Origin of the sequence: Alteromonas sp. DY56-G5 (assembly GCF_041414725.1) — a bacterium.
Classification (GTDB): Bacteria; Pseudomonadota; Gammaproteobacteria; order Enterobacterales; family Alteromonadaceae; genus Alteromonas; species Alteromonas macleodii.
This window is the reverse complement of sequence record NZ_JANHZQ010000015.1, coordinates 77,746-96,571: the sequence shown is the minus strand read 5'-3', so window position 1 is coordinate 96,571 and position 18,826 is coordinate 77,746. Positions and strand designations below refer to the sequence as shown.

Here is an 18,826-nt window from a genome sequence, read left to right as displayed (position 1 = left end):
GTTATCGAGCAAGTTGTGGAATGGCAGTCGCGCCCGTTAGATGCCATTTACCCGATTGTTTACCTCGACTGTATCGTGGTGAAAATACGCCAGGATAAGCGCATCATCAACAAATCTATCTTCCTGGCCTTGGGCATCAATACCGAAGGCCACAAAGAGTTGATGGGCATGTGAATAGCCGAGAATGAAGGCGCTAAGTTCTGGCTAAACGTGCTAACCGAACTTCAGCAGCGCGGCGTAGAAGACATCCTCATCGCCTGTGTGGATGGTCTCAAAGGCTTCCCTGATGCGATTAATACTGTGTTCCCGCAAACGCATATTCAACTGTGTATCGTACACATGGTGCGTAACTCACTTAAATACGTATCGTGGAAGGACTACAAAGCTGTCACAGCAGACTTAAAGCGCGTATACCGCTCAGCAACAGAAGATGAGGCACTGCTTGAACTAGAACGATTTGCTGAAACATGGGACGGTCAGTATCCTCAAATTAGCAAGTCATGGCGTACGCACTGGCACAATCTCAATACCTTGTTCAACTACCCAGAGGATATCCGCAGGGCAATTTACACCACCAACGCCATTGAATCTCTGAACAGTGTTATCCGAAAAGCCATCAAGAAACGGAAAGTCTTCCCCAGCGATGATTCAGCAAGAAAAATGGTATATCTAGCAATAAGAGACGCCAGTAAGAAATGGTCGATGCCGATTCAAAACTGGCGTCAGGCGATGAGTCGTTTTATTATCGAGTTCGAGGAACGCCTCGAAAAGCATATTAACTAATGGCAGTTACACAGAATCTGTTACAGGCTCGAAAATACTGCGTTATCACCGGGACTTCGCTCCATGACAACCGATAACTGCAGCGACAAAGCGTTACTTAACGTCGCGGTATTGCCTTTAACCACATCCACCACAGAAGCGTTGTGTTCTAATTTATTAACAATTACCACAGAGAGCGCCAGCACCGACATCGTCAATGCAATGACAAGCCCAATTGGGATTTTCAACGTTCTAAACACTCAACTACCCTTACTTCAGTACTGCAAGCTGTTGTAAGCAAGTGATGCCATAGGCTCTGAAACAGCACTGTCACCGCTAAGCTTTTATTATTATTTGTTCACAATAGTAAGGTACAGGTCGCTAAATTTGAATCCATTTTTTTAGCTAAGACAAAAAAGACTAACTGAGTGATGATGAACGCTATGTCCTTTCAACTACTTCAAGTTTAGTTTTAATGTATTGGCTATGGGGAACGTACAATAAATCAGCTATTTGACGAATAGTACTCTCTTCAAGAGGCGCTAAAGATTCATCCGCGTAAGCAATAGCCCAGAGGCTCTTTATCACATCTCTTTTCTCATCAGCGCTGCAGTGTTTATTTAGTACTTGAGTAAAACGCACTAAGTCAATTGAATCGTCAGCCGTCTCTTGTCCTCTTTCAAGCAACAACGACATCGCTTCCTCATCTATGTTTACATGCTTTCTGAGCTGTTTCTCGTATTCACTTCTCTCGCTATCCGTTACTTCATTATCAGCGTTTACAATTTCACTAAGTAATGCAGCAGTCGCCAATTCAACGGTATACGTTGGCTCTGTGCGCTTATGCGTGTCTTCGAAAAGTTTAAGAAATGATTTCAGCATGGGGCCCTACTTCTTGTGTCACCGCAGAAACGCCCGCGGTTAATGAAATTTGAGTATCGATAAAACTTTTACTCGGTAAAAGCTAAATTCGATTAATTGCTGGATTAGATGGACAGATTTACAGCGATGACTAAGCAAGCAAGTCTATGTAAACTGTACTCAGCGACTAGAGCTGCAAAGTGAGAGTTTAAAGCCCTCAGAAAAACATGAATATGAACATTTTGCCCGTAAAGATATTTTCTAAAGGCGCCTAAATTTTAGTATCAAGTAAGCAAATCACTTTACTCCCGCCATTTTCGAACCACACTCGTTCGCACAGCGCGTGAAGCAAAGGGAGCCCACGTCCAAAGCATTTGTCATGAACGGAATGACGCCGGCCTACCGTACTTGCCTTATTCCACTCAAAGCCTTCACCACTATCTTCAACCGCTATCAGCACCTTACCTTTAAGGGGCAAAGACTCTATCCGAATATTAATTCGCCCGTGACTAAGCGCTTTTAGCGAAGCCTCGCGGCTTTCGTAATATTGATGGAACCCTGTACTATCAGCTTTGAGTTTTGAGTCGAGTTTCAAGATCCCATGCTCTAACGCATTATTAAACAGTTCCGACAACACAGTATAAATTATCGAACGCACCGCTTGAATGCCCTCACATTGCCCCGCAAGCTGTAGCACGCGTTGAAGAATATCAGGCTGTTTCAAATGTTGTGCGTCAAGCGCAACTTCATGCACCGATGGCAATCCAAAATCCATCTTTGGTGATACGGGCGTTTTAATGGGTTGAGAGGTAAACACGACTAGCGTGACATCATCGTGAAATGAAGAGGCTGCGCAATGCTCTTTAGCCTTAAGAAAAAGTGAATTGGATTCTATTTTCCCATGCGTCTGCATTTGCTCTTTTACTATTCTTACTAAGCCTTCCTCAAGAAGCATTTCTCCCGCTTGATTAGTACTCTCAATTAGCCCGTCGCTACAAATTACAAGCTGTTCATTGCACCCTAGTTGAATGGTATCGCAATCGGTGTTGAGTTCATGCTCATCCAGGATCCCTAATGCCATGTGACGTGAGGGAATGCAGCGCAGTGCTAAATCAGTTTTCGCAGGAACAATGACAGCCGGCATTCCCCCCTGCCATAAGTTTATTCTATTGCCCCCCGCGTTAATTTCGCCCACCACTGCGGCCATAAACATGTCACTTGGTAGAAACTTAATTAAAATTTGATTTAACTCTGAAATAATCTCAGAAATAGATACCCCTTGCTGGCTGAGTTCCTGAAAGGCTCGGGTTACAGGCAACGCACCAATTGCTGACGCCAAACCATGACCTGTAAAATCTCCCACCACAAAATAAATACCACCACTAGGGCTTGATTCGCATAGAAAGAGGTCGCCATTAAAGGTTTCAGCTGGCTTTAGGAAGCAGTCGAAATGCGCCATTACCTCGGGTCGATTGACAATAGCGTGGCTAAAAATATGTTCCACAATGGCGTGCTCTCTCGCCACTCTTTGATTGAATAATCGAAGTGCTTTATTTTGCTGTTCTATGTGTTCACTCAAAGCACGTATTTTTAAGTGGGCTCGAATTTTGGCAATTAGAATGTGTCGGTCGAAGGGCTTTGTGGCAAAGTCGTTCCCGCCAACTTCCAGACACCTCACTAAGCTTTCTTTATCTTCTAAAGCGGTGATAAAAAGAATAGGTAGATACGGCCCTTTCGCAAGCTTGCGTATTTTGGGTGCAACGTCAAAACCACTGAGCCCAGGCATCACAACATCCAACAAAACCAAGTCGGGTTTTTCGTGCGTAAATTTTTTGATAGCTTCAACACCATCCACCGCTTCGATACACTCTTTATAGCCTGCGTTATAAAGCATGTTAGTAAGCAATGTACGGTTGATAGCCTCGTCGTCAACAATGAGGATCTTCACGTATGTCTCTTCGATAAAATGTTAATTTAGCGACTTGCTTTTCTTACTTAATGTCGAACTTTTTATCGAATCGAGATATTTTCAGGATTTTAGCAACCTGAGGACGGGCATTTTCGATACTGTAGGTTAATTCTCTTTCAGCGAGTGTCTTTTGCATGTTTAACAACATACCTAAGGCAGAGCTATCCATGTATTCAGTACGCGATAAATCTACGGTGATGTGAGAGACATCGGCGCCCAGTTCGCCATAGGCGTTTCTGAAGTCTTCTACCTTACTAAAGTCAAACTTAGTGCCTACATCTACCACTAGTACTTTCCCTTGATTTTGATAGCTCGACGTTATTTCCATATTCGCTCCTTAAAAATGTAAGCAGAAATGCTTCATCACATGCTTTTAACTTTGCTATTCTTATACTAGTTGAACTTTTACACATCGCCACGAAAGTCATCTTAAACTTTCGTATGGTAATGCTTTTTTTATCGCCATTTAGATGGAAAGACGCAATTTATTGAGGTATGTATGCAAGACTGGCAAGACGCCCTTTTGGTCTATAGTACTGAAAGCGGCAAAATAAAGCCTGAGCCAAAAGAGCAAGCGCGTTCGGTGTCTTCTGACGGCGTTGTTCGTATTCACAGGGAAACTAAAGGTCGCAAAGGAAAAGGGGTGTCTCTGATTAAGGGATTAGACCTCGCGTCTGATGAGCTGAAAAAACTAGGCTCTGAGCTAAAGAAAAAATGTGGTTGCGGCGGCGCAGTGAAAGACGGTGTCATTGAAGTACAAACTGATGACAGGGAAAAGCTCCGCACACTACTGACCGATAAAGGGTATAAAGTTAAGCTTGCTGGGGGCTAATGTAACGCTAGCCAGCTAGCGAGCTCTCACTTTTTCATAAACATATAACAAAAAGAGTCTGAAATGGAAAAGCTGTCAATTTCTGATCTACACATTATTTTAGTTGAGCCTTCTGACACACAAAGAAAGATCATCACCACTTTGTTGTTAAAAGAGCACGTAAAGGAAATTGACCCCGTCAGTACCCTTTCCGAAGCTCGTTCAGCGGTAAAAGCGCACGGTGCTGACCTAATCGTAAGCGCGATGTACTACGAAGATGGAACCGCACTAGAACTACTTAAATTCATCAAAGAAGACGACGCATTTAAAACAATCCCCTTCATGTTGGTTTCCAGTGAAAATCGTTTAAGCAAACTAGAAGAGTTTAAGCAGGCGGGTGTTGCGGCAATTCTTCCTAAACCATTTGAACCACTTCACTTGTCTCGTGCGTTAAACGCAAGCTTAGACCTAATTAACCACGATGAACTAGAATTAGAACTATTTGACGTACACGACGTTCGCGTACTACTTGTTGATGACAGTAAATTAGCGCGTAATCATATTCGACGCGTACTAGAAGGCATGGGACTTCAACGCATAAAAGAAGCTGAGAATGGCGCAATGGCGCTAACTTATATAAAAGATGAACCTTTTGACCTCGTGGTTACCGACTACAATATGCCCGAAATGGATGGCAGGGAACTATCGGAATTTATCCGCTTTAATCCAGAAACCACACATATACCGATTATCATGGTAACGTCAGAGTCAGCTGACAGTGCACATATGGCTAATATTCAGCAAACAGGTGTGAACGCGCTATGCGATAAGCCTTTTGAGCCCAACGAAGTAAGACAAATGCTTTCAGCACTATTAGGTAACTAAGCGTTAAAATATAAACGACGTTCTCAAATTACCCAGCGGCCGGTGCTTATTTTCGGCACCTGCCAACGCTTCATGCCCTAACCGTTTGGCTTTTTATAAAGCCAAAAGCGCATTTTAATCACTTTTTCAAGCCCTCCACATTAAAAACAACTATTCAATTTGTAAAAATGGGTTGACACACATAGGCGTTCAACATACATTCAAACCTATGAAACAGAATACTATGCACGTAGCACTTTTCTTTTTTGCGTTTACATCCTTTAACTAGGGAGGCGCGGCTACATGCATGAAAACCTCCCAACCGGGAGGTTTTTTTTTAGCAGAATTTTCTTATACGATACGCACGGGAATGATATGTCAGACAATGCATTAGATACTGTTAGAGAGCGGATTACCGCTTTAGACAGTGAATTACTTACTTTACTCTCAGAACGCAGAAAGTTAACCAACGAAGTGGCTGAGACGAAAATAAAGCATCACATTCCTGTGAGAGATCAAAAGCGAGAAGAACAGCTATTGGTGCGCCTAATAAAAGAAGGCCAAAACATCGGCTTAGACCCTCATTATGTGACACAAATTTTCCACGTTATTATTGAAGACTCTGTTTTAAACCAGCAGGCTATGCTTGCTGAACGCGCTAACCCTGGCAGTACATTGCCCTTAAACCGAGTGGCATTCTTGGGCGACAAGGGCTCTTACTCTTATCTAGCAACTCAAAAGTACTTCTCTCGTCGCCCAGGCGAATTGCTGGAAATTGGCTGTCAGAGCTTTGCAGAAATTATTCACAAAGTTGAAAGTACAGAAGCCGATTACGCGGTATTGCCTATTGAGAACACGACGTCTGGCAGTATCAATGAAGTGTATGACCAACTACAGCATACCCAACTTAGTATTATTGGTGAACTCACCCACCCTATCCGCCATACATTGTTAGTGGGAGCCAACACCAGTATCGATAAAATCAAAACGCTTTACGCTCACCCTCAAGTGTTCACTCAGTGTAGCCATTTCTTAGCAGAACTAGGGAACGTAGAAGTGAAAACCATGGACAGCACCTCGTCTGCCATGTTGACAGTTAGTGAGCTTAAACGCGATGACGTAGCCGCAATAGGCAGCGAAGCGGGTGGTAACTTGTACGGCCTAATGGCAATAAAGAGTAACTTAGCAAACCAAAAAGAAAACCATAGCCGTTTTATCGTTGTTGCGCGCAACCCAGTAGTGGTTCCACTTCAAGTTCCTGCTAAAACAACACTTGTTATGTCTACCATCCAAAAGCCAGGTGCACTTGTAGAGGCCTTGTTGGTGCTACGAGAGAACAGCATCAATATGACGAAGCTTGAATCGCGTCCTATTCCAGGTAATCCATGGGAAGAGATGTTCTACATTGATGTAGAAGGCAACGTAGAAGATGGCCCTGTACAAAATGCCCTTGATGCATTGCGTGGTATTACCCGCTACATCAAAGTATTGGGCTGCTATCCAAGCGAAGAAATTAGCCCGACCAAAGTGGCCGCGGCGAGTGCACTGGCTGATTAAGCCAGCACACGCCCCATTGTTTACTTTCTTTCGTTGTAATGTTTAGGCAGGCTGAAAGGCTTGCCCAACATTACCAACGTCACTTTCACCATTAACCTGGAAGACAGAAACTCTGTTGCGGCCATGCTTTTTACTGCCATACAAAGCTTCATCGGCATTGGCATACAGCGCCTCGAATTGATACTTTGATGACGCAGTGCTGGAGATACCAAAGCTTGCTGAAATATCGAAGGTAAAACCGCTTTCAGCTGTATCAATTTGACGGATACTATTGCGCATACTTTCCGCTATTTCTTTTGCTTTTTTCTCATTACACCCTGGTAATAGTAGGCCGAACTCCTCACCACCTAAGCGCCCGAAAACATCTTCTTTTCTGCAGTGTTTCCTCACCGCGTTAACTACTGCTTTTAATACCCAATCGCCTGTTGGATGGCCGTAGCTATCGTTAACTGACTTAAAGTGATCAAGGTCGAAAATTACAAAAGATAATACGTCCTGCTGCTCTGACATTCGATCAAGCGCTTTCGATGCCAACTCAGTAAAATAGTGACGGTTCGCCACTTTTGTTAACGAGTCAGTTTGCGCCTTTTCCCTAAGTGCTGCATGTAACTTACGATTTATTATTGCCCACATAAGGACAAGTATCGTGGTGGAAGCAAGCAATGTTATCAACAGCCTGTGATTTTGCTTTTCTTCTCGGGAAAGTGCTGCTTGTGCTTTCAGTAGGCTATTCTCTTTGTCCAGTAGCTGAATTTCGATATTCTTCTCGAGGTTATCGAACTTAGCCTGTTGAATCGCCATTTGCTTAACGTTGTACTCATCAAGGTACGCTTTATCAGCCTCAGCGTATTGAATGAATGCATCTAATGCTTGTGCATTATCCCCTTTCTCTATTGCCGACTGGTACAGTATATAATATGCCGTTTTTCTGGGTTTTGAATATCCCATGCCTTTTGCAAGCTCCGCGCCTTTAAGCGCACTCTCCTGTGCGTTATGAAAGAGCTTATTGGCAAAATAGGCTTGTGCTAGCGCTGTATAGTACTCTGACGTTAATCGTGGATAGTTAGTACTTTCAACATCTGCTTGGATAGCAAGTAAGGCGTCTAACGCCCCTGCGATACTGTCTGGCGATGCTAACATCAGTTGAGCAAGCCATAATTTTGCTAGATTCAGAGCGATTGGCTCTTTACTCGCATTACATACCTCAATGGTTGTATTTAGCGTTTCTCGGTCAAGTCGTCCTAAATTATGCAGCGACTCACTACGCAGATTGTGAGCCAGACACGCATTGCGGGAAGAAAGCTCTTGTCCAATTACGCGAGCACTGTACTGCAAACTCTGCTCAAACTCCTCCAACTGATTATAAAAAAGCGCAATCGTCAAAATTGAAAGGTGCTTATCTTTATCTTTCGCTAACGAAAGTAGAGGAACAATATCAGGAATTTGCTGAAGTGCTTTGGGAAAATCCCGAACTAACGCGTAGTTGTTGAGAATTGAATTTTTGGCTCGTAGTTGTAACGATTTATCTGAAGCACTTTGAAAAACACTTTCATAAAGCGGAACTGCCTCTATGAGTTTTCCTGAATACGATAAACTATAAGCATTGAGATAGTTAAAGTATTGGACTTGGGCCGGTGAGAAGGAGGCTGATTTATTACTGAGAGCAGACAATGACGTACGAAACGCCTCCACGTCTTGACTGCGAAGTGCATCAGCGCGCACTAACTGCTGATCAATTTCGTCAGCAGAAAGCGGAAATATGAAAAAGGGGCAAAGTAACGCCCCTATTAATAGTCTAGCCAGCATTTTCAACTATCACGGTTAGTGGATTGAAGCTTGGTTCTTTTCGCCACTGTCTGGTGCATCTCCTGGCGCTTCTTGCTCTTCGTCTTCTGGCATCAAAAGACACCACATTTTTTCTTTGTCTTTTGAAAGTTCATCAGCGTGATCAGCTTTGAACTGAGCAATAATGTCTGAGTTGCGTTGTTTAGATGCATCTTGTGCAATTGCTAGTAATTCTTTTAGCGCCTTCATGAGTGTGTATTCAGCTTATAATTTTTAGTTAATACTAGATTATCAACAAATTGATGGGATGTTAATCAATTACGTATAGTCTTTTTGACATATAATACCAGTGCGAGTGGACACACGCGTCGCGTTTAAGGGCAACTTATGGTTAATCGTTCGGTTGACGATAACTCAGTTACAAAGGCGTTCAAAAGTATAGGTTGTTAGTTCGCTTTTGCTTCCCATTGATAAACTGTCGTTTTTCTTAACAAAGCCCAATTGAGTAACTAATCGCCGTGTTGCCAAATGGCGTATTTGGAACTGAGCAACGATGCGGTCGAGATTTACATGTGAAATACCGTAGTCAACCAAGGCTCCCATCGCTTCCCGAGCAGCCCCTTTGCCATTCATCTTTCGAGCTAACATTATGCCAATCTCTGCGCTATTCTTGTGAGTATGTTTACGTAACATCTGAATACCGCAAAATGCTTTTGTGTAATTGCAAGTTATTACCCAGACTTTCTGCGTTGGCCAAGGCTGACGGTTTGCTTCAATGAATCCACTAGTCACTCGCTCACTTTCGGCTTTAGTCAGGGGCGTGCCAATTAACCGCATTACTTTCTCATCTTGATACAGCGCTGCCGCCTCTGCAGCCCACTTATCATCAAGCAGTTCGCAAGTAAAACGATGCGTTACGAATTGCATAAATTACTATTTGTGGAGTAGTCAGTATCATCAAGCTTTAGTGTTTTTACCGGTGGAATAACCAGCGTTGTATGTTGATTAATTTCGTGTTCATGCAAGTCGGCAATAGCAATACTTTCTGCTCTGAAATCTTCAATAGGTAACGTTGCTGCTTCGTACAAAATAGCAGTGTCCTCGGCGTTATAAATTGACAGTAATTTATCTGTGAGCTTTTTTCGCTGAAGCGGCGTTGAAGTATATACAGCGCTTGAAAAGTCGCCGACAACACCCACTTGCCATAAAATTAAGTATGCAGCGGTATCTATTTCCCGTTTGAATTTAAGGAATTGGTTGGCTTCATAATGCTGGCAACCAACTGCCCCAGGGTCGACGCCCAAATCAGCATACAGGCACGATTCCGCGGAAATACCAGGTAGCATGTATGCTTCGAAGCCTTTTTGTTTGGCTCTGTTTACTGCGTCTAGCGGCGCTTTTGCAAATACACTGGGGTGACCGTAAAACGCCCCAACAACTTTTTGACCTTGTTCCACCTTATTTAGCATCGCATTAGTCATCTGAGCATACGTTTCGTGACGGTCTTTTCCATCTTCATAGAATGATTGAAGATTGACGGTATTATTGTTTAAAGACGTGATCCACGCTTCCATATAGTGTTCGGCTACGCATACAAATACGACGTCGGCCTGTTCTATATGACTTTGACATATTGGCGACATGTGCGCGCCAACCATCATGCCAGTTCCCACGCAAACCAAACTACCCCGCTGCATTAAAATTCCCTTATTGTTCTTATTTGATGTCAGTTATTATTTTTAAAAATCTGCTTTAGTGTTTCAACTATTTGGCCAGCAGTGACTTTGTGTGCGAAGGACACCACGCCATATTCACCTCTTGCTCTGTCAAAAATTGTATAGTATTGAGAAATCAGCGGAAGCCCCAGAATAGTTTGATTTGGCCAGTGTTTTAAGGGAAAGATTTTAAAGGACGCAAAGTTATATGACGGTGCGTGTATCTGCCAATATGCTTCAGGAGGAAGCTTTAGTGCTATGTCTTCCCCGTCTTCCCCCTCAAGTATAAACGTTAGCGTTGGCCATTTTGTAAGATCTAATTCCGTTAATGGAATACCTTGCTCTTGTAACGAAAAAGCCGTGAATGGCGCGAGCAACACATCGGCATTTCCAACGCACGCGTGAATCTGACCCATCACATCATCATACAGCGACTCTGGTAAGCCTATGACAGTAGCACCTGTATCGACAATAGCATTTGAACACCAGCGAGCTTGATCGGAAGCTTTCAACACAGGCGCATTAGTGGCCACACCCTCGCACTCTATAGCTTTCAACGTGACGTTATAAAACTTGTCGTGAAGCACTTTCGCATTCAACAAAGGAGGCGAATATAAGTCTTTGTGAAATAGGGGTTCACCAACCACAAATAGCCCATGATTTGTTCGATGAGCTAGCGCAGCGGTAAGGCAGTTGCCGTCGACGTTATAAATGCTTGAACGATGCAACCAGAACGCAAACTTATTCGCTGTTATATGTTGTTGCTCAAGATATGAAAAATAGCTGGGCAACGTTGTGGCAATCGGCTTATCTACGTTTAGTTCAGCTTGTTCAGTTTCTACAGAATCCGAGAGTAAAGCACTATAAAAGTCATGCTCACTTAGTTTTTCTTTGGTTTCATCACAGTAGCGATAAGCGTGATTTAGTGGTTGATACGCCAACCCCATAATTCCGTCAGCTTTCTTGAAGCAAGGTTGTTCGGGCGAATTTGGCTCTTTTGCAATCGCGACGAAAGTTTGAGGTAGCGTCACACTATGACCAAAAATGCCAAGGTGCACTGTCGTTTTGACCACAGGGCCGTGCCAACTGCCTTCTGCATATTTTATGGATTGAGAGTAGTAGGTAAACTCAACATAATTATCTTTTTCTACATGATAGTGCGCGTGGCCCAAAGCAAGCGTAGCGCTTCCCGTATCTAGAATCAGATGAACTGCTTGCTGATGCGCGCCTACATGTGCTCTCACACTATAGCCGCCATCAGCGAAAATATTGGTAATTGGCAAACGAAGAGAGCGAGTCACGTTGGCTACCTTAAATTAGCTTTGGCTCTTAACAGTCTGTTAGAACTACTTATCTCTTAAAAGCTGACCATCGTCCGCTTTTAACAGCATCTGTTTGCTGTCTACCAAGCACTTCTTCGCATAGTCTCCGAACCACGCGCCGACTTTCATAAACTGTTCGACAAACCCTTTTTTATCGCCATTCTCAAGTAATGACAATGCAATCCCAAAACGTTCATAAAAGCGGCGTAGAAGCGCGAAATTGTCGGGGTTATTAAAGATAATATCTGCGTATAGCTGTGGTGACTGAGCGAACAGTCGACCTACCATCGCGAGTTCTAAGCGATAAATAGGTGAGCTAAACATGGTGAGTGATTCAAGATTGGGATCTTCACCTTTTAGGTGCTGCCCGTACACAAACGTGTTGAAGTGACGCATTACCTGAATGTAAGCCATGGCTTGGTCATGTTCTTGTGCGCTGGAGTCGTGAATGGTAGCACCCCAAATTCGCATTTGCTCAATGAGCCAACTGTATTTCTCACTGCCACGTCCGTCGCACACTACCACTACCTGTTTAATCATGCCAGGCGCGTCAGGACCAAACATGGGGTGCAGTCCAACAACCGGACCATTGTGTGCGGCAAGCATCGCCTCAAGTGGCTTAGCTTTAATACTGGTTATATCTGCAAGCACGCAATCCTCTGGCAGCATAGTAAGCTTGCTAATCACGGCTTCGGTTAGATTAATAGGCACTGCAACAACAACCAGTGAAGCACAGCTTAATAACGATGTTGCTATACCACTTTCCCAGTCGTCTTTTTCCACAACTGAAACGTTGTAATTACTTCGTTCGAACAAGCTCACAAACACACGGCCAAGTGCCCCTGCTCCACCAATTACAACAACGTTGTCGACATCAGGTTTCACACAGCGATATTTGTTGTTTTGCGTGTGATAAGACTCTCGCATTACTCGACGTAATAAGTCTTCGGTGAGATCGGGCGAAACCCCAAGTGCTTCTGCCTGAGCACGGCGGGAGGCGATCAACGCTTTTTCACGCTCTGGTACATAAACGGGCATACCAGCTTCAGCCTTAATCTGACCGACCTGGGTTGTAATTTGATTGCGTTTTGCGAGTAATTCGACAAGCTGGGTATCCAGCTCGTCGATACCTTCACGCAGCGTATCTAACTTTTTTAAGTGCTGCGATAAATCGGCCATTCTGTCTTATCCTTGAATCAAATGGCACGGGGCTTAGTGGCAAATTTTTCTTGCCACTTTAGGCGTTGCTTGGATTTATGCCACCGTGCGCTTATTTTGGCGTAAGGGTAACACAGTTATTAATTTATCTCTGGTTTGAGATATTAAGTTCTCTGTTGTTTCCCAATCAATACATCCGTCTGTAATTGAAACACCATACTCAAGTTCTTCTGGCTTTTTACCTTCAGCTTTTTGATTACCCGATTTCAAGTGACTTTCCAACATAACGCCAATGATAGACTGATTGCCTTCTAGAATTTGATTGACCACGTTCTGTGCAACCAATGGCTGACGGCGATAATCTTTTGAAGAGTTTGCATGGCTGCAATCTACTACTAAGCCCGCTGTTAAACCAGCATCCTGCAACTCAATCTCGCACTCTGATACGCAAACCGAGTCGTAGTTAGGCTGCTTTCCACCGCGCAAAATAATGTGGCCATCTGGATTACCGCTGGTCCCGATAATACTTACCTGGCCTTGCTTATTGATTCCCATAAAGCGGTGACCCGATGCGGCCGATTTAAGGGCGTTTATGGCAATATCTAGGCTTCCATCTGTACCATTTTTGAATCCTACAGGCATAGACAGGCCGCTGGCCATTTCACGGTGGGTTTGCGATTCAGAGGTACGCGCACCGATAGCAGCCCAGCTAAATAGCTCTGCAAGATATTGCGGACTAATTGGATCTAGTGCTTCTGTTGCAACAGGCAGCTCTAATTCTGCAAGCCAAATTAACAACTCTCTTGCCTTACGAAGACCGGTTTCAATATCAAATGTACCGTCGATATGCGGGTCGTTAATTAAACCTTTCCAACCTGTTGTGGTACGCGGCTTTTCGAAGTACACACGCATAACGATAAATAGCGTGTCTTTGCATGATTCATGAAGCTCTTTAAGCTTAAGTGCGTACTCTTTCGCGGCTTCAACGTCGTGTATAGAACATGGTCCACACACTACAAGCAATCTATGGTCGCGACGATGAATGATATCTGAAACAATCTTTCTAGACTCAGAGATAGCCGCTAACGCTTTGTCTGACACAGGCAATTCAGCACTAAGCGCTTCAGGGGTTATAAGTACATCTTCGGTACTTACGTGAACATTATTTACGGTGTCCTTGATCATGGGAGCTCTCTTACTCTCTTAACTACAAATAAAAAACGGAACATTAAACGCCAAAAGAGTGTGCAATCTGCGTGTAAACTTTATTGTACAACTAGCTTTTTCTATATTTCTTTAACGTCATTGACTTTTTAGCAACTCAAGCGTAATCGCGCAAGTAATAACGAATAATACTTTAATCTAGGGTAGATTCGAAGCGAATGAGCATGACTGAATGGCAATAGTGCATAGAGATAGCACAATTTTTAACCGACAGTGAGGCTTGTTCCGAATTACCTCATTAGTCAAACGCTTTGTAGTGACATCCCGTCCTTACGTTTTCAAATGATCCACGAATTTAATGACGTAATTGACCAACATAAATAAGCTAAATTTCTCATTTATTGTCAGGATTTTGTATCATTGCGACAATGGAATAATAATGAGAATACAATGCAAAATTTAGCCCTAACCTACACTGGCGACGTCGCCATGCTAACCATGCAAAATGGAGAGAACCGCCACAATCCTCTCTTCGCAAAGGAGATGCTTTCAGCGTTAAATACCATTAAAAGTAATGAAAGCTGTAAAGCACTAGTGATCACATCAAATGATGAGAAATGCTTTAGTCTAGGTATAGACACAGACTGGCTAATGCCAGCAATGAAAGCAGCTCGCACTGAGGAAATAAAGCAATTTATGTACGGTATGGATGACGTGTTTAAAGCGCTGCTTCTGTTCCCTCTTCCCGTTATTGCTGCAATCAACGGACACGCCTTCGGAAACGGAGCAATTTTGGCGTGCGCTTGTGACTTCAGATTTATGCGCGCAGACAAAGGCTTCTTCTGTTTCCCTGAAGTAGATTTATCAATCCCCTTTCTGCCCGGTATGATTGAGTTTGTTAAAAAAGCGATGCCGTATTACAGATTTAATGAAATGAAGCTTTCCGGAAGGCGAGTGTCTGGTAAAGAATTAGAGCAAGATCACGTGGTAGAGAAGGCGTACGATACACAAGAAAGCTTGATGGAAGGTGCGCTGAACTACGCTAAGACCTTTGATAAAAAGCGTGGTATTTTTGGCGAACACAAAAAGCGTCTACATAAACATATCATCCACACTATCGATAACGAGAATAAACCGTTAATAGAATCGCTTTCACTCATGGCATAACAATAATAGGTGCTATGGTGGAGCGTCACTTAAGACGCTTCACCGACATCTGCTAATAAGACTCTTCACGGGCATATCGATGTTGGACTCTACACTGTTAGTTAGGCCTTGGTGTTCTCTTCCTAAAAAGATCGACTTTAACCCCCCAATGCAACGATGCAATTCTTAGTAAAACTGTTACAGAGATAGAACCTAAAATGCACCAAATGTAAGGGATATCTAGGGCAAACAAGGCGGCGTAAGTGAGACCACCTGCAAAACATGCACTCGCATAAACATCTCCGCGCATAACGTAAGGTACTTCTCTGCAAACCACATCGCGCATCAAGCCCCCAAAGATACCGGTTGTCATGCCCATCGTTAAGGCGACAATCATTCCGGTTCCACTAATAAGTGCTTTCTCGATGCCTATGACATTAAAAATAGCAAGCCCTATGGTGTCGATAAGTATAAAGTAAAAATTGGAAGGTGAAGGCATGTAGCGAATGAATAAGACTGTCGCGAATATAGCTGAATAGGTTGCTAGTAGATACTCTGAGGTTTCTACCCAGAAAATAGGTTTTCCTAATAGGAGGTCTCTTAAAGTACCTCCGCCAAGGGCTGTCATCACGCCGACAACGACGATGCCAAACCCATTGATACTTTTGTCATGCCCCAGTAATGCGCCCGATACAGCAAAAAATGCGACGCCAACAATGCCTAACACGATAAAGTATTCTGTACTCATCCTTCTCTCTATTAAGAAACCTTAATGTTTGTATTAAAAAACAAGTTGAATGGATCGAATTTCAGGCACAAAAAAGCCCGCTTAAAGCGGGCTTTTTCGAAGTTAACAATAACGCAAGGATTAGTAATCTTAGTTAAGCTTCTCTTTGATACGTGCAGATTTACCTGAACGCTCACGTAGATAGTAAAGCTTAGCACGACGAACCGCACCGCGACGTTTCACTTCAATTGAAGAAACTGCCGGGCTGTGTGTTTGGAACACACGCTCAACGCCTTCGCCGCTAGAAATTTTACGCACGGTAAAAGACGAGTGCAGACCACGGTTACGTTTAGCGATAACAACACCTTCATAAGCCTGAAGACGCTCTTTGTCACCTTCGGTAACGCGAACTTTAACAACTACTGTGTCACCTGGACCAAACGCAGGAACATCAGTCTTTAGCTGTGCTTCTTCGATTTTTTTGATGATATCTTGACTGACTTTGCTCATCATATCCTCTCGTCCTAGTTAACTGTCATCTTGCTGCAGTTGCGCTTGGAATAATTCAAGCAAACGCTGCTGCTCCTCAGTCAGAGCTAGGTGATTTAACAATTCAGGGCGACGCTGCCAGGTTCTACCTAATGATTGCATCAATCGCCACTGCCTAATTTTTTCATGGTCCCCACTTAACAACACATCAGGTACCTTTTGACCATCGAGTATTTCGGGCCGCGTATAGTGCGGACAATCCAAAAGACCGTCAGTGAAAGAATCTTCAACTGCTGAGGCTTTATGCCCCAACACGCCAGGAACTAATCGAGCAACCGCGTCCATAAGAACCATTGCTGGCAGTTCACCGCCGCTTAGCACGTAATCACCAATAGAGACTTCTTCATCTACATGGCTTTCGATTACTCGCTCGTCGATGCCTTCATATCGACCGCAAATTAAAATTGTGCGGTCAATGTTTGCAAGTCGCTGTACGCCTGCTTGGTCAAGGGGTTTCCCTTGTGGTGATAAGTAGATCACCTTACTTTTTTCGCCACCAACTTTTTTGGCAGCTTGTATTGCGTCGGTTAGCGGTTTTACCATCATCAGCATACCGGGTCCGCCTCCGTAGGGGCGATCGTCTACTGTACGATGGCGATCATGTGTAAAGTCACGGGGGTTGAAGGTGTCAACCGATAACGTTCCAGACTTAACTGCTCGACCTATAACACCCTGTTGGGTAAAAGGGGCAAACATATCTGGAAACAGGCTAACAACGCCGAACCACTTTTCCGGTGTCACTTAAAACTCCGGGTCCCAGTCAACTTTAATGACCTTCGCTTCCTTATCCACCTCTTGTACGACTTCGTCGAACACAAAAGGTAATAGTCTTTCTTTTTGACCAAAAGCATCGCCTACATTCGCTTTAACGTGAATCACGTCGTTAGCACCTGTATTAAACACTTCTTTCACCACACCCAAGTCGTAACCTTGCGTTGTTACTACTTTCATGCCGGTGAGCTCACGCCAATAAACCCCTTCGTCGCCTAAATCAGGCAGCTGTGAAGCATTTATGTTGATATCCAAGTTTTTGATGCGCTCAGCATCATCTCGACTATCAACGCCCACAATTTTTGCAACGAGGCTTTTACCGTGCGGTCGCCACTGGTCAATTTGGTATTCTTTTTCATCGCCAAGAAACCATGGCGCGTAATCAAAAATACCTTCTGGCGTTTCTGTATAGCTGTTGATTTTGACCCAACCTTTAACACCGTACGGTGCGCCAATTTTGCCAACAATCACTTTGTCAGACGCTAGACTCATCTATACCACCAGTTAATAACAGCTTACGCTGCAGATTTTTTCGCTTCTTTTACCAAGCTAGAAACGCGATCTGATAAGCTCGCGCCTACACCAACCCAGTATTCAACACGCTCTAGATCTACGCGAAGACGTTCCGCTTGACCTTGTGCAGTTGGGTTGAAGAAACCGATGTTTTCAATGAAACGACCGTTTCTTGCACGACGGCTATCAGCCACCACTAGTTGATAAAATGGACGCTTTTTCGCGCCACCACGCTGTAAACGAATAGTAACCATAAATGCCTCAAACTCGTTGTAGCGTTACCGTTAACTTAAGCCTTCAACCAACGTCTAAAAATTAGACACCAATTAGAAGGCCGCCGAATTATACGGATATCACCACTCAATGCAAGTAAAAACCTGATTTATCCTTTGTTTAGTTCAATATCGCTCCCGTAAGTAGGTGATGGCCTAAGAACGCAAATACACATGCATGATCTTTCGTAAGTTTCTTTAAAATAACATCTGGTGGTGTATTGTTAACGTAGCACTAGAATTTAGTGTGGATAAAAAACTTAAGCCATATGCAGTTTAAAGGATGGCAGTTAACTGGATTTTAGTTTTTCTCTGGCGCATTTGTTAATCAAAGGCTTCAGTAAATGGATCACGAAGAAGGATTATTCGAATGAAATTATCATCACTCATACTCGCTACATCAATTGCTCCACTTTTCACGTGTTCATCCGCTACAGATATGGTCACACAACAAGCAGAAGTCCAACCCAATGAAGCTCGTATAGACTTTTTCGCTAACCGCGGAGAAGCCTTTGACAATAAGCGAGAGTACGTAAAGTTGATGTGTTTTAACCAACGCCCTAACGGTGCGTTAGTTCTTCGGGATGTTGAGCCGGGAGAGCATGTTCTATTTGTTCAAGCCAGTGTCGTAAACACTGACCTGCCTGATGGTACCACTCGCGAGGCGATAGTTAGGCTAGATGTAAACTTAGAAGGCGGCAAGCGTTACTCGCTCAACCAATCTCGTGACCATCACGATATGAAAGTATGGCTCCAAGAAACGGATTCTGGCGTCCCTGTTTCAGACATCGTTACAACCCGTGTTGAATACCCAAAATCGGTGGGAGATTTACGCCTTGAACAATGCAAGGAAGGTACAGTTTAAAAGTACTTGCTTCTT

The 18,826-nt window shown here is 43.6% G+C and carries 21 protein-coding genes and 1 pseudogene; 6 read left to right on the top strand and 16 right to left on the bottom strand.

What is annotated here, in order from left to right:
• A pseudogene (locus tag NO989_RS09845) lies at positions 1-783 on the top strand (IS256 family transposase); the annotation flags it as partial.
• A gap of 20 nt (positions 784-803) precedes the next feature.
• Here the strand turns inward: NO989_RS09845 and NO989_RS09840 are convergent.
• The 4 genes from NO989_RS09840 to NO989_RS09825 all read right to left on the bottom strand — a co-directional run bounded on the left by NO989_RS09840 (position 804) and on the right by NO989_RS09825 (position 3,920).
• The gene (locus NO989_RS09840) at positions 804-1,022 is read right to left on the bottom strand and encodes a hypothetical protein (protein ID WP_371342445.1); all 219 of its coding nucleotides are present in this window, start codon (positions 1,020-1,022) and stop codon (positions 804-806) included.
• Between the two features lie 181 nt (positions 1,023-1,203).
• Entirely contained in the window at positions 1,204-1,644 is a 441-nt protein-coding gene (locus NO989_RS09835) for a TerB family tellurite resistance protein (protein ID WP_014948851.1), read from the bottom strand.
• A gap of 250 nt (positions 1,645-1,894) precedes the next feature.
• On the bottom strand, positions 1,895-3,571 hold the full coding sequence (locus NO989_RS09830; protein WP_371342444.1) for a SpoIIE family protein phosphatase: 1,677 nt from the start codon (positions 3,569-3,571) through the stop codon (positions 1,895-1,897).
• Between the two features lie 43 nt (positions 3,572-3,614).
• Positions 3,615-3,920, bottom strand: a complete 306-nt coding sequence (locus NO989_RS09825) for an STAS domain-containing protein (RefSeq protein WP_014948848.1) — start codon at positions 3,918-3,920, stop codon at positions 3,615-3,617.
• Between the two features lie 171 nt (positions 3,921-4,091).
• On the opposite strand from NO989_RS09825, the gene yciH reads away from it, so the two are divergent.
• From yciH to pheA, 3 genes are all read left to right on the top strand, one after another.
• A complete protein-coding gene (gene yciH / locus NO989_RS09820) occupies positions 4,092-4,424 on the top strand; it encodes a stress response translation initiation inhibitor YciH (protein ID WP_014948847.1) in 333 nt (110 codons plus the stop codon).
• A gap of 63 nt (positions 4,425-4,487) precedes the next feature.
• A complete protein-coding gene (locus NO989_RS09815) occupies positions 4,488-5,288 on the top strand; it encodes a response regulator (protein ID WP_014948846.1) in 801 nt (266 codons plus the stop codon).
• A 282-nt stretch (positions 5,289-5,570) separates the two neighbouring features.
• Complete coding sequence (gene pheA / locus NO989_RS09810) at positions 5,571-6,824, top strand: prephenate dehydratase (protein ID WP_197044398.1); 1,254 nt, start codon at positions 5,571-5,573, stop codon at positions 6,822-6,824.
• Positions 6,825-6,866: 42 nt separating this feature from the next.
• Here the strand turns inward: pheA and NO989_RS09805 are convergent, their stop codons facing one another.
• From NO989_RS09805 to NO989_RS09775, 7 genes are all read right to left on the bottom strand, one after another.
• The gene (locus tag NO989_RS09805) at positions 6,867-8,630 is read right to left on the bottom strand and encodes a GGDEF domain-containing protein (protein ID WP_231506439.1); all 1,764 of its coding nucleotides are present in this window, start codon (positions 8,628-8,630) and stop codon (positions 6,867-6,869) included.
• Between the two features lie 15 nt (positions 8,631-8,645).
• The gene (locus NO989_RS09800; RefSeq protein WP_061485230.1) at positions 8,646-8,858 is read right to left on the bottom strand and encodes a hypothetical protein; all 213 of its coding nucleotides are present in this window, start codon (positions 8,856-8,858) and stop codon (positions 8,646-8,648) included.
• A 165-nt stretch (positions 8,859-9,023) separates the two neighbouring features.
• Positions 9,024-9,536 (bottom strand): GNAT family N-acetyltransferase, encoded by a 513-nt coding sequence (locus NO989_RS09795; RefSeq protein ID WP_061485228.1) that lies wholly within the window; start codon positions 9,534-9,536, stop codon positions 9,024-9,026.
• Positions 9,524-10,306, bottom strand: a complete 783-nt coding sequence (locus tag NO989_RS09790) for an SAM-dependent methyltransferase (protein ID WP_156086129.1) — start codon at positions 10,304-10,306, stop codon at positions 9,524-9,526. The genes NO989_RS09795 and NO989_RS09790 overlap by 13 nt, the downstream gene beginning before the upstream one ends.
• 29 nt (positions 10,307-10,335) lie before the next feature.
• Positions 10,336-11,625 (bottom strand): pepsin-like aspartic protease, encoded by a 1,290-nt coding sequence (locus NO989_RS09785; RefSeq protein ID WP_061485224.1) that lies wholly within the window; start codon positions 11,623-11,625, stop codon positions 10,336-10,338.
• 45 nt (positions 11,626-11,670) lie between these two features.
• Positions 11,671-12,825, bottom strand: a complete 1,155-nt coding sequence (gene tyrA, locus NO989_RS09780) for a bifunctional chorismate mutase/prephenate dehydrogenase (RefSeq protein ID WP_061094610.1) — start codon at positions 12,823-12,825, stop codon at positions 11,671-11,673.
• 75 nt (positions 12,826-12,900) lie between these two features.
• Positions 12,901-13,989: a 3-deoxy-7-phosphoheptulonate synthase gene (locus NO989_RS09775; protein ID WP_061485222.1), complete on the bottom strand. Its 1,089-nt coding sequence runs from the start codon at positions 13,987-13,989 to the stop codon at positions 12,901-12,903.
• Between the two features lie 429 nt (positions 13,990-14,418).
• Between NO989_RS09775 and NO989_RS09770 the strand changes: the two genes are divergently transcribed.
• Positions 14,419-15,135 (top strand): enoyl-CoA hydratase/isomerase family protein, encoded by a 717-nt coding sequence (locus NO989_RS09770; RefSeq protein ID WP_061485220.1) that lies wholly within the window; start codon positions 14,419-14,421, stop codon positions 15,133-15,135.
• A 97-nt stretch (positions 15,136-15,232) separates the two neighbouring features.
• On the opposite strand, the gene NO989_RS09765 is transcribed toward NO989_RS09770, so the two are convergent.
• The 5 genes from NO989_RS09765 to rpsP form a co-directional block, all read right to left on the bottom strand.
• Positions 15,233-15,862 carry a trimeric intracellular cation channel family protein gene (locus NO989_RS09765; protein ID WP_061485219.1) on the bottom strand — a complete coding sequence of 210 codons (630 nt, stop codon included), beginning with the start codon at positions 15,860-15,862 and terminating at the stop codon, positions 15,233-15,235.
• 129 nt (positions 15,863-15,991) lie between these two features.
• Positions 15,992-16,351, bottom strand: coding sequence for a 50S ribosomal protein L19 (gene rplS / locus NO989_RS09760; protein WP_024015986.1), 360 nt, complete (start codon positions 16,349-16,351; stop codon positions 15,992-15,994).
• 18 nt (positions 16,352-16,369) lie between these two features.
• Entirely contained in the window at positions 16,370-17,131 is a 762-nt protein-coding gene (gene trmD / locus NO989_RS09755; RefSeq protein WP_014948834.1) for a tRNA (guanosine(37)-N1)-methyltransferase TrmD, read from the bottom strand.
• Positions 17,132-17,653, bottom strand: coding sequence for a ribosome maturation factor RimM (gene rimM, locus NO989_RS09750; protein ID WP_156086127.1), 522 nt, complete (start codon positions 17,651-17,653; stop codon positions 17,132-17,134).
• 23 nt (positions 17,654-17,676) lie between these two features.
• The gene (gene rpsP, locus NO989_RS09745) at positions 17,677-17,928 is read right to left on the bottom strand and encodes a 30S ribosomal protein S16 (protein ID WP_014948832.1); all 252 of its coding nucleotides are present in this window, start codon (positions 17,926-17,928) and stop codon (positions 17,677-17,679) included.
• Between the two features lie 388 nt (positions 17,929-18,316).
• Here rpsP and NO989_RS09740 point away from each other — a divergent pair, with 388 nt between their 5' ends.
• Complete coding sequence (locus NO989_RS09740; protein WP_156086126.1) at positions 18,317-18,811, top strand: hypothetical protein; 495 nt, start codon at positions 18,317-18,319, stop codon at positions 18,809-18,811.
• Positions 18,812-18,826 lie beyond the last annotated feature (15 nt).

Coding starts and splice junctions, on each gene's coding strand:
- tyrA (WP_061094610.1), bottom strand. CDS start 12,825: ATGGCCGATTTATCGCAGCACTTAAAAAAGTTAGATACGCTGCGTGAA.
- pheA (WP_197044398.1), top strand. CDS start 5,571: ATGCATGAAAACCTCCCAACCGGGAGGTTTTTTTTTAGCAGAATTTTC.
- NO989_RS09800 (WP_061485230.1), bottom strand. CDS start 8,858: ATGAAGGCGCTAAAAGAATTACTAGCAATTGCACAAGATGCATCTAAA.
- rpsP (WP_014948832.1), bottom strand. CDS start 17,928: ATGGTTACTATTCGTTTACAGCGTGGTGGCGCGAAAAAGCGTCCATTT.
- NO989_RS09790 (WP_156086129.1), bottom strand. CDS start 10,306: ATGCAGCGGGGTAGTTTGGTTTGCGTGGGAACTGGCATGATGGTTGGC.
- yciH (WP_014948847.1), top strand. CDS start 4,092: ATGCAAGACTGGCAAGACGCCCTTTTGGTCTATAGTACTGAAAGCGGC.
- rplS (WP_024015986.1), bottom strand. CDS start 16,351: ATGAGCAAAGTCAGTCAAGATATCATCAAAAAAATCGAAGAAGCACAG.
- NO989_RS09835 (WP_014948851.1), bottom strand. CDS start 1,644: ATGCTGAAATCATTTCTTAAACTTTTCGAAGACACGCATAAGCGCACA.
- NO989_RS09825 (WP_014948848.1), bottom strand. CDS start 3,920: ATGGAAATAACGTCGAGCTATCAAAATCAAGGGAAAGTACTAGTGGTA.
- NO989_RS09765 (WP_061485219.1), bottom strand. CDS start 15,862: ATGAGTACAGAATACTTTATCGTGTTAGGCATTGTTGGCGTCGCATTT.
- NO989_RS09795 (WP_061485228.1), bottom strand. CDS start 9,536: ATGCAATTCGTAACGCATCGTTTTACTTGCGAACTGCTTGATGATAAG.
- NO989_RS09805 (WP_231506439.1), bottom strand. CDS start 8,630: ATGCTGGCTAGACTATTAATAGGGGCGTTACTTTGCCCCTTTTTCATA.
- rimM (WP_156086127.1), bottom strand. CDS start 17,653: ATGAGTCTAGCGTCTGACAAAGTGATTGTTGGCAAAATTGGCGCACCG.
- NO989_RS09740 (WP_156086126.1), top strand. CDS start 18,317: ATGAAATTATCATCACTCATACTCGCTACATCAATTGCTCCACTTTTC.
- NO989_RS09770 (WP_061485220.1), top strand. CDS start 14,419: ATGCAAAATTTAGCCCTAACCTACACTGGCGACGTCGCCATGCTAACC.
- NO989_RS09775 (WP_061485222.1), bottom strand. CDS start 13,989: ATGATCAAGGACACCGTAAATAATGTTCACGTAAGTACCGAAGATGTA.
- NO989_RS09815 (WP_014948846.1), top strand. CDS start 4,488: ATGGAAAAGCTGTCAATTTCTGATCTACACATTATTTTAGTTGAGCCT.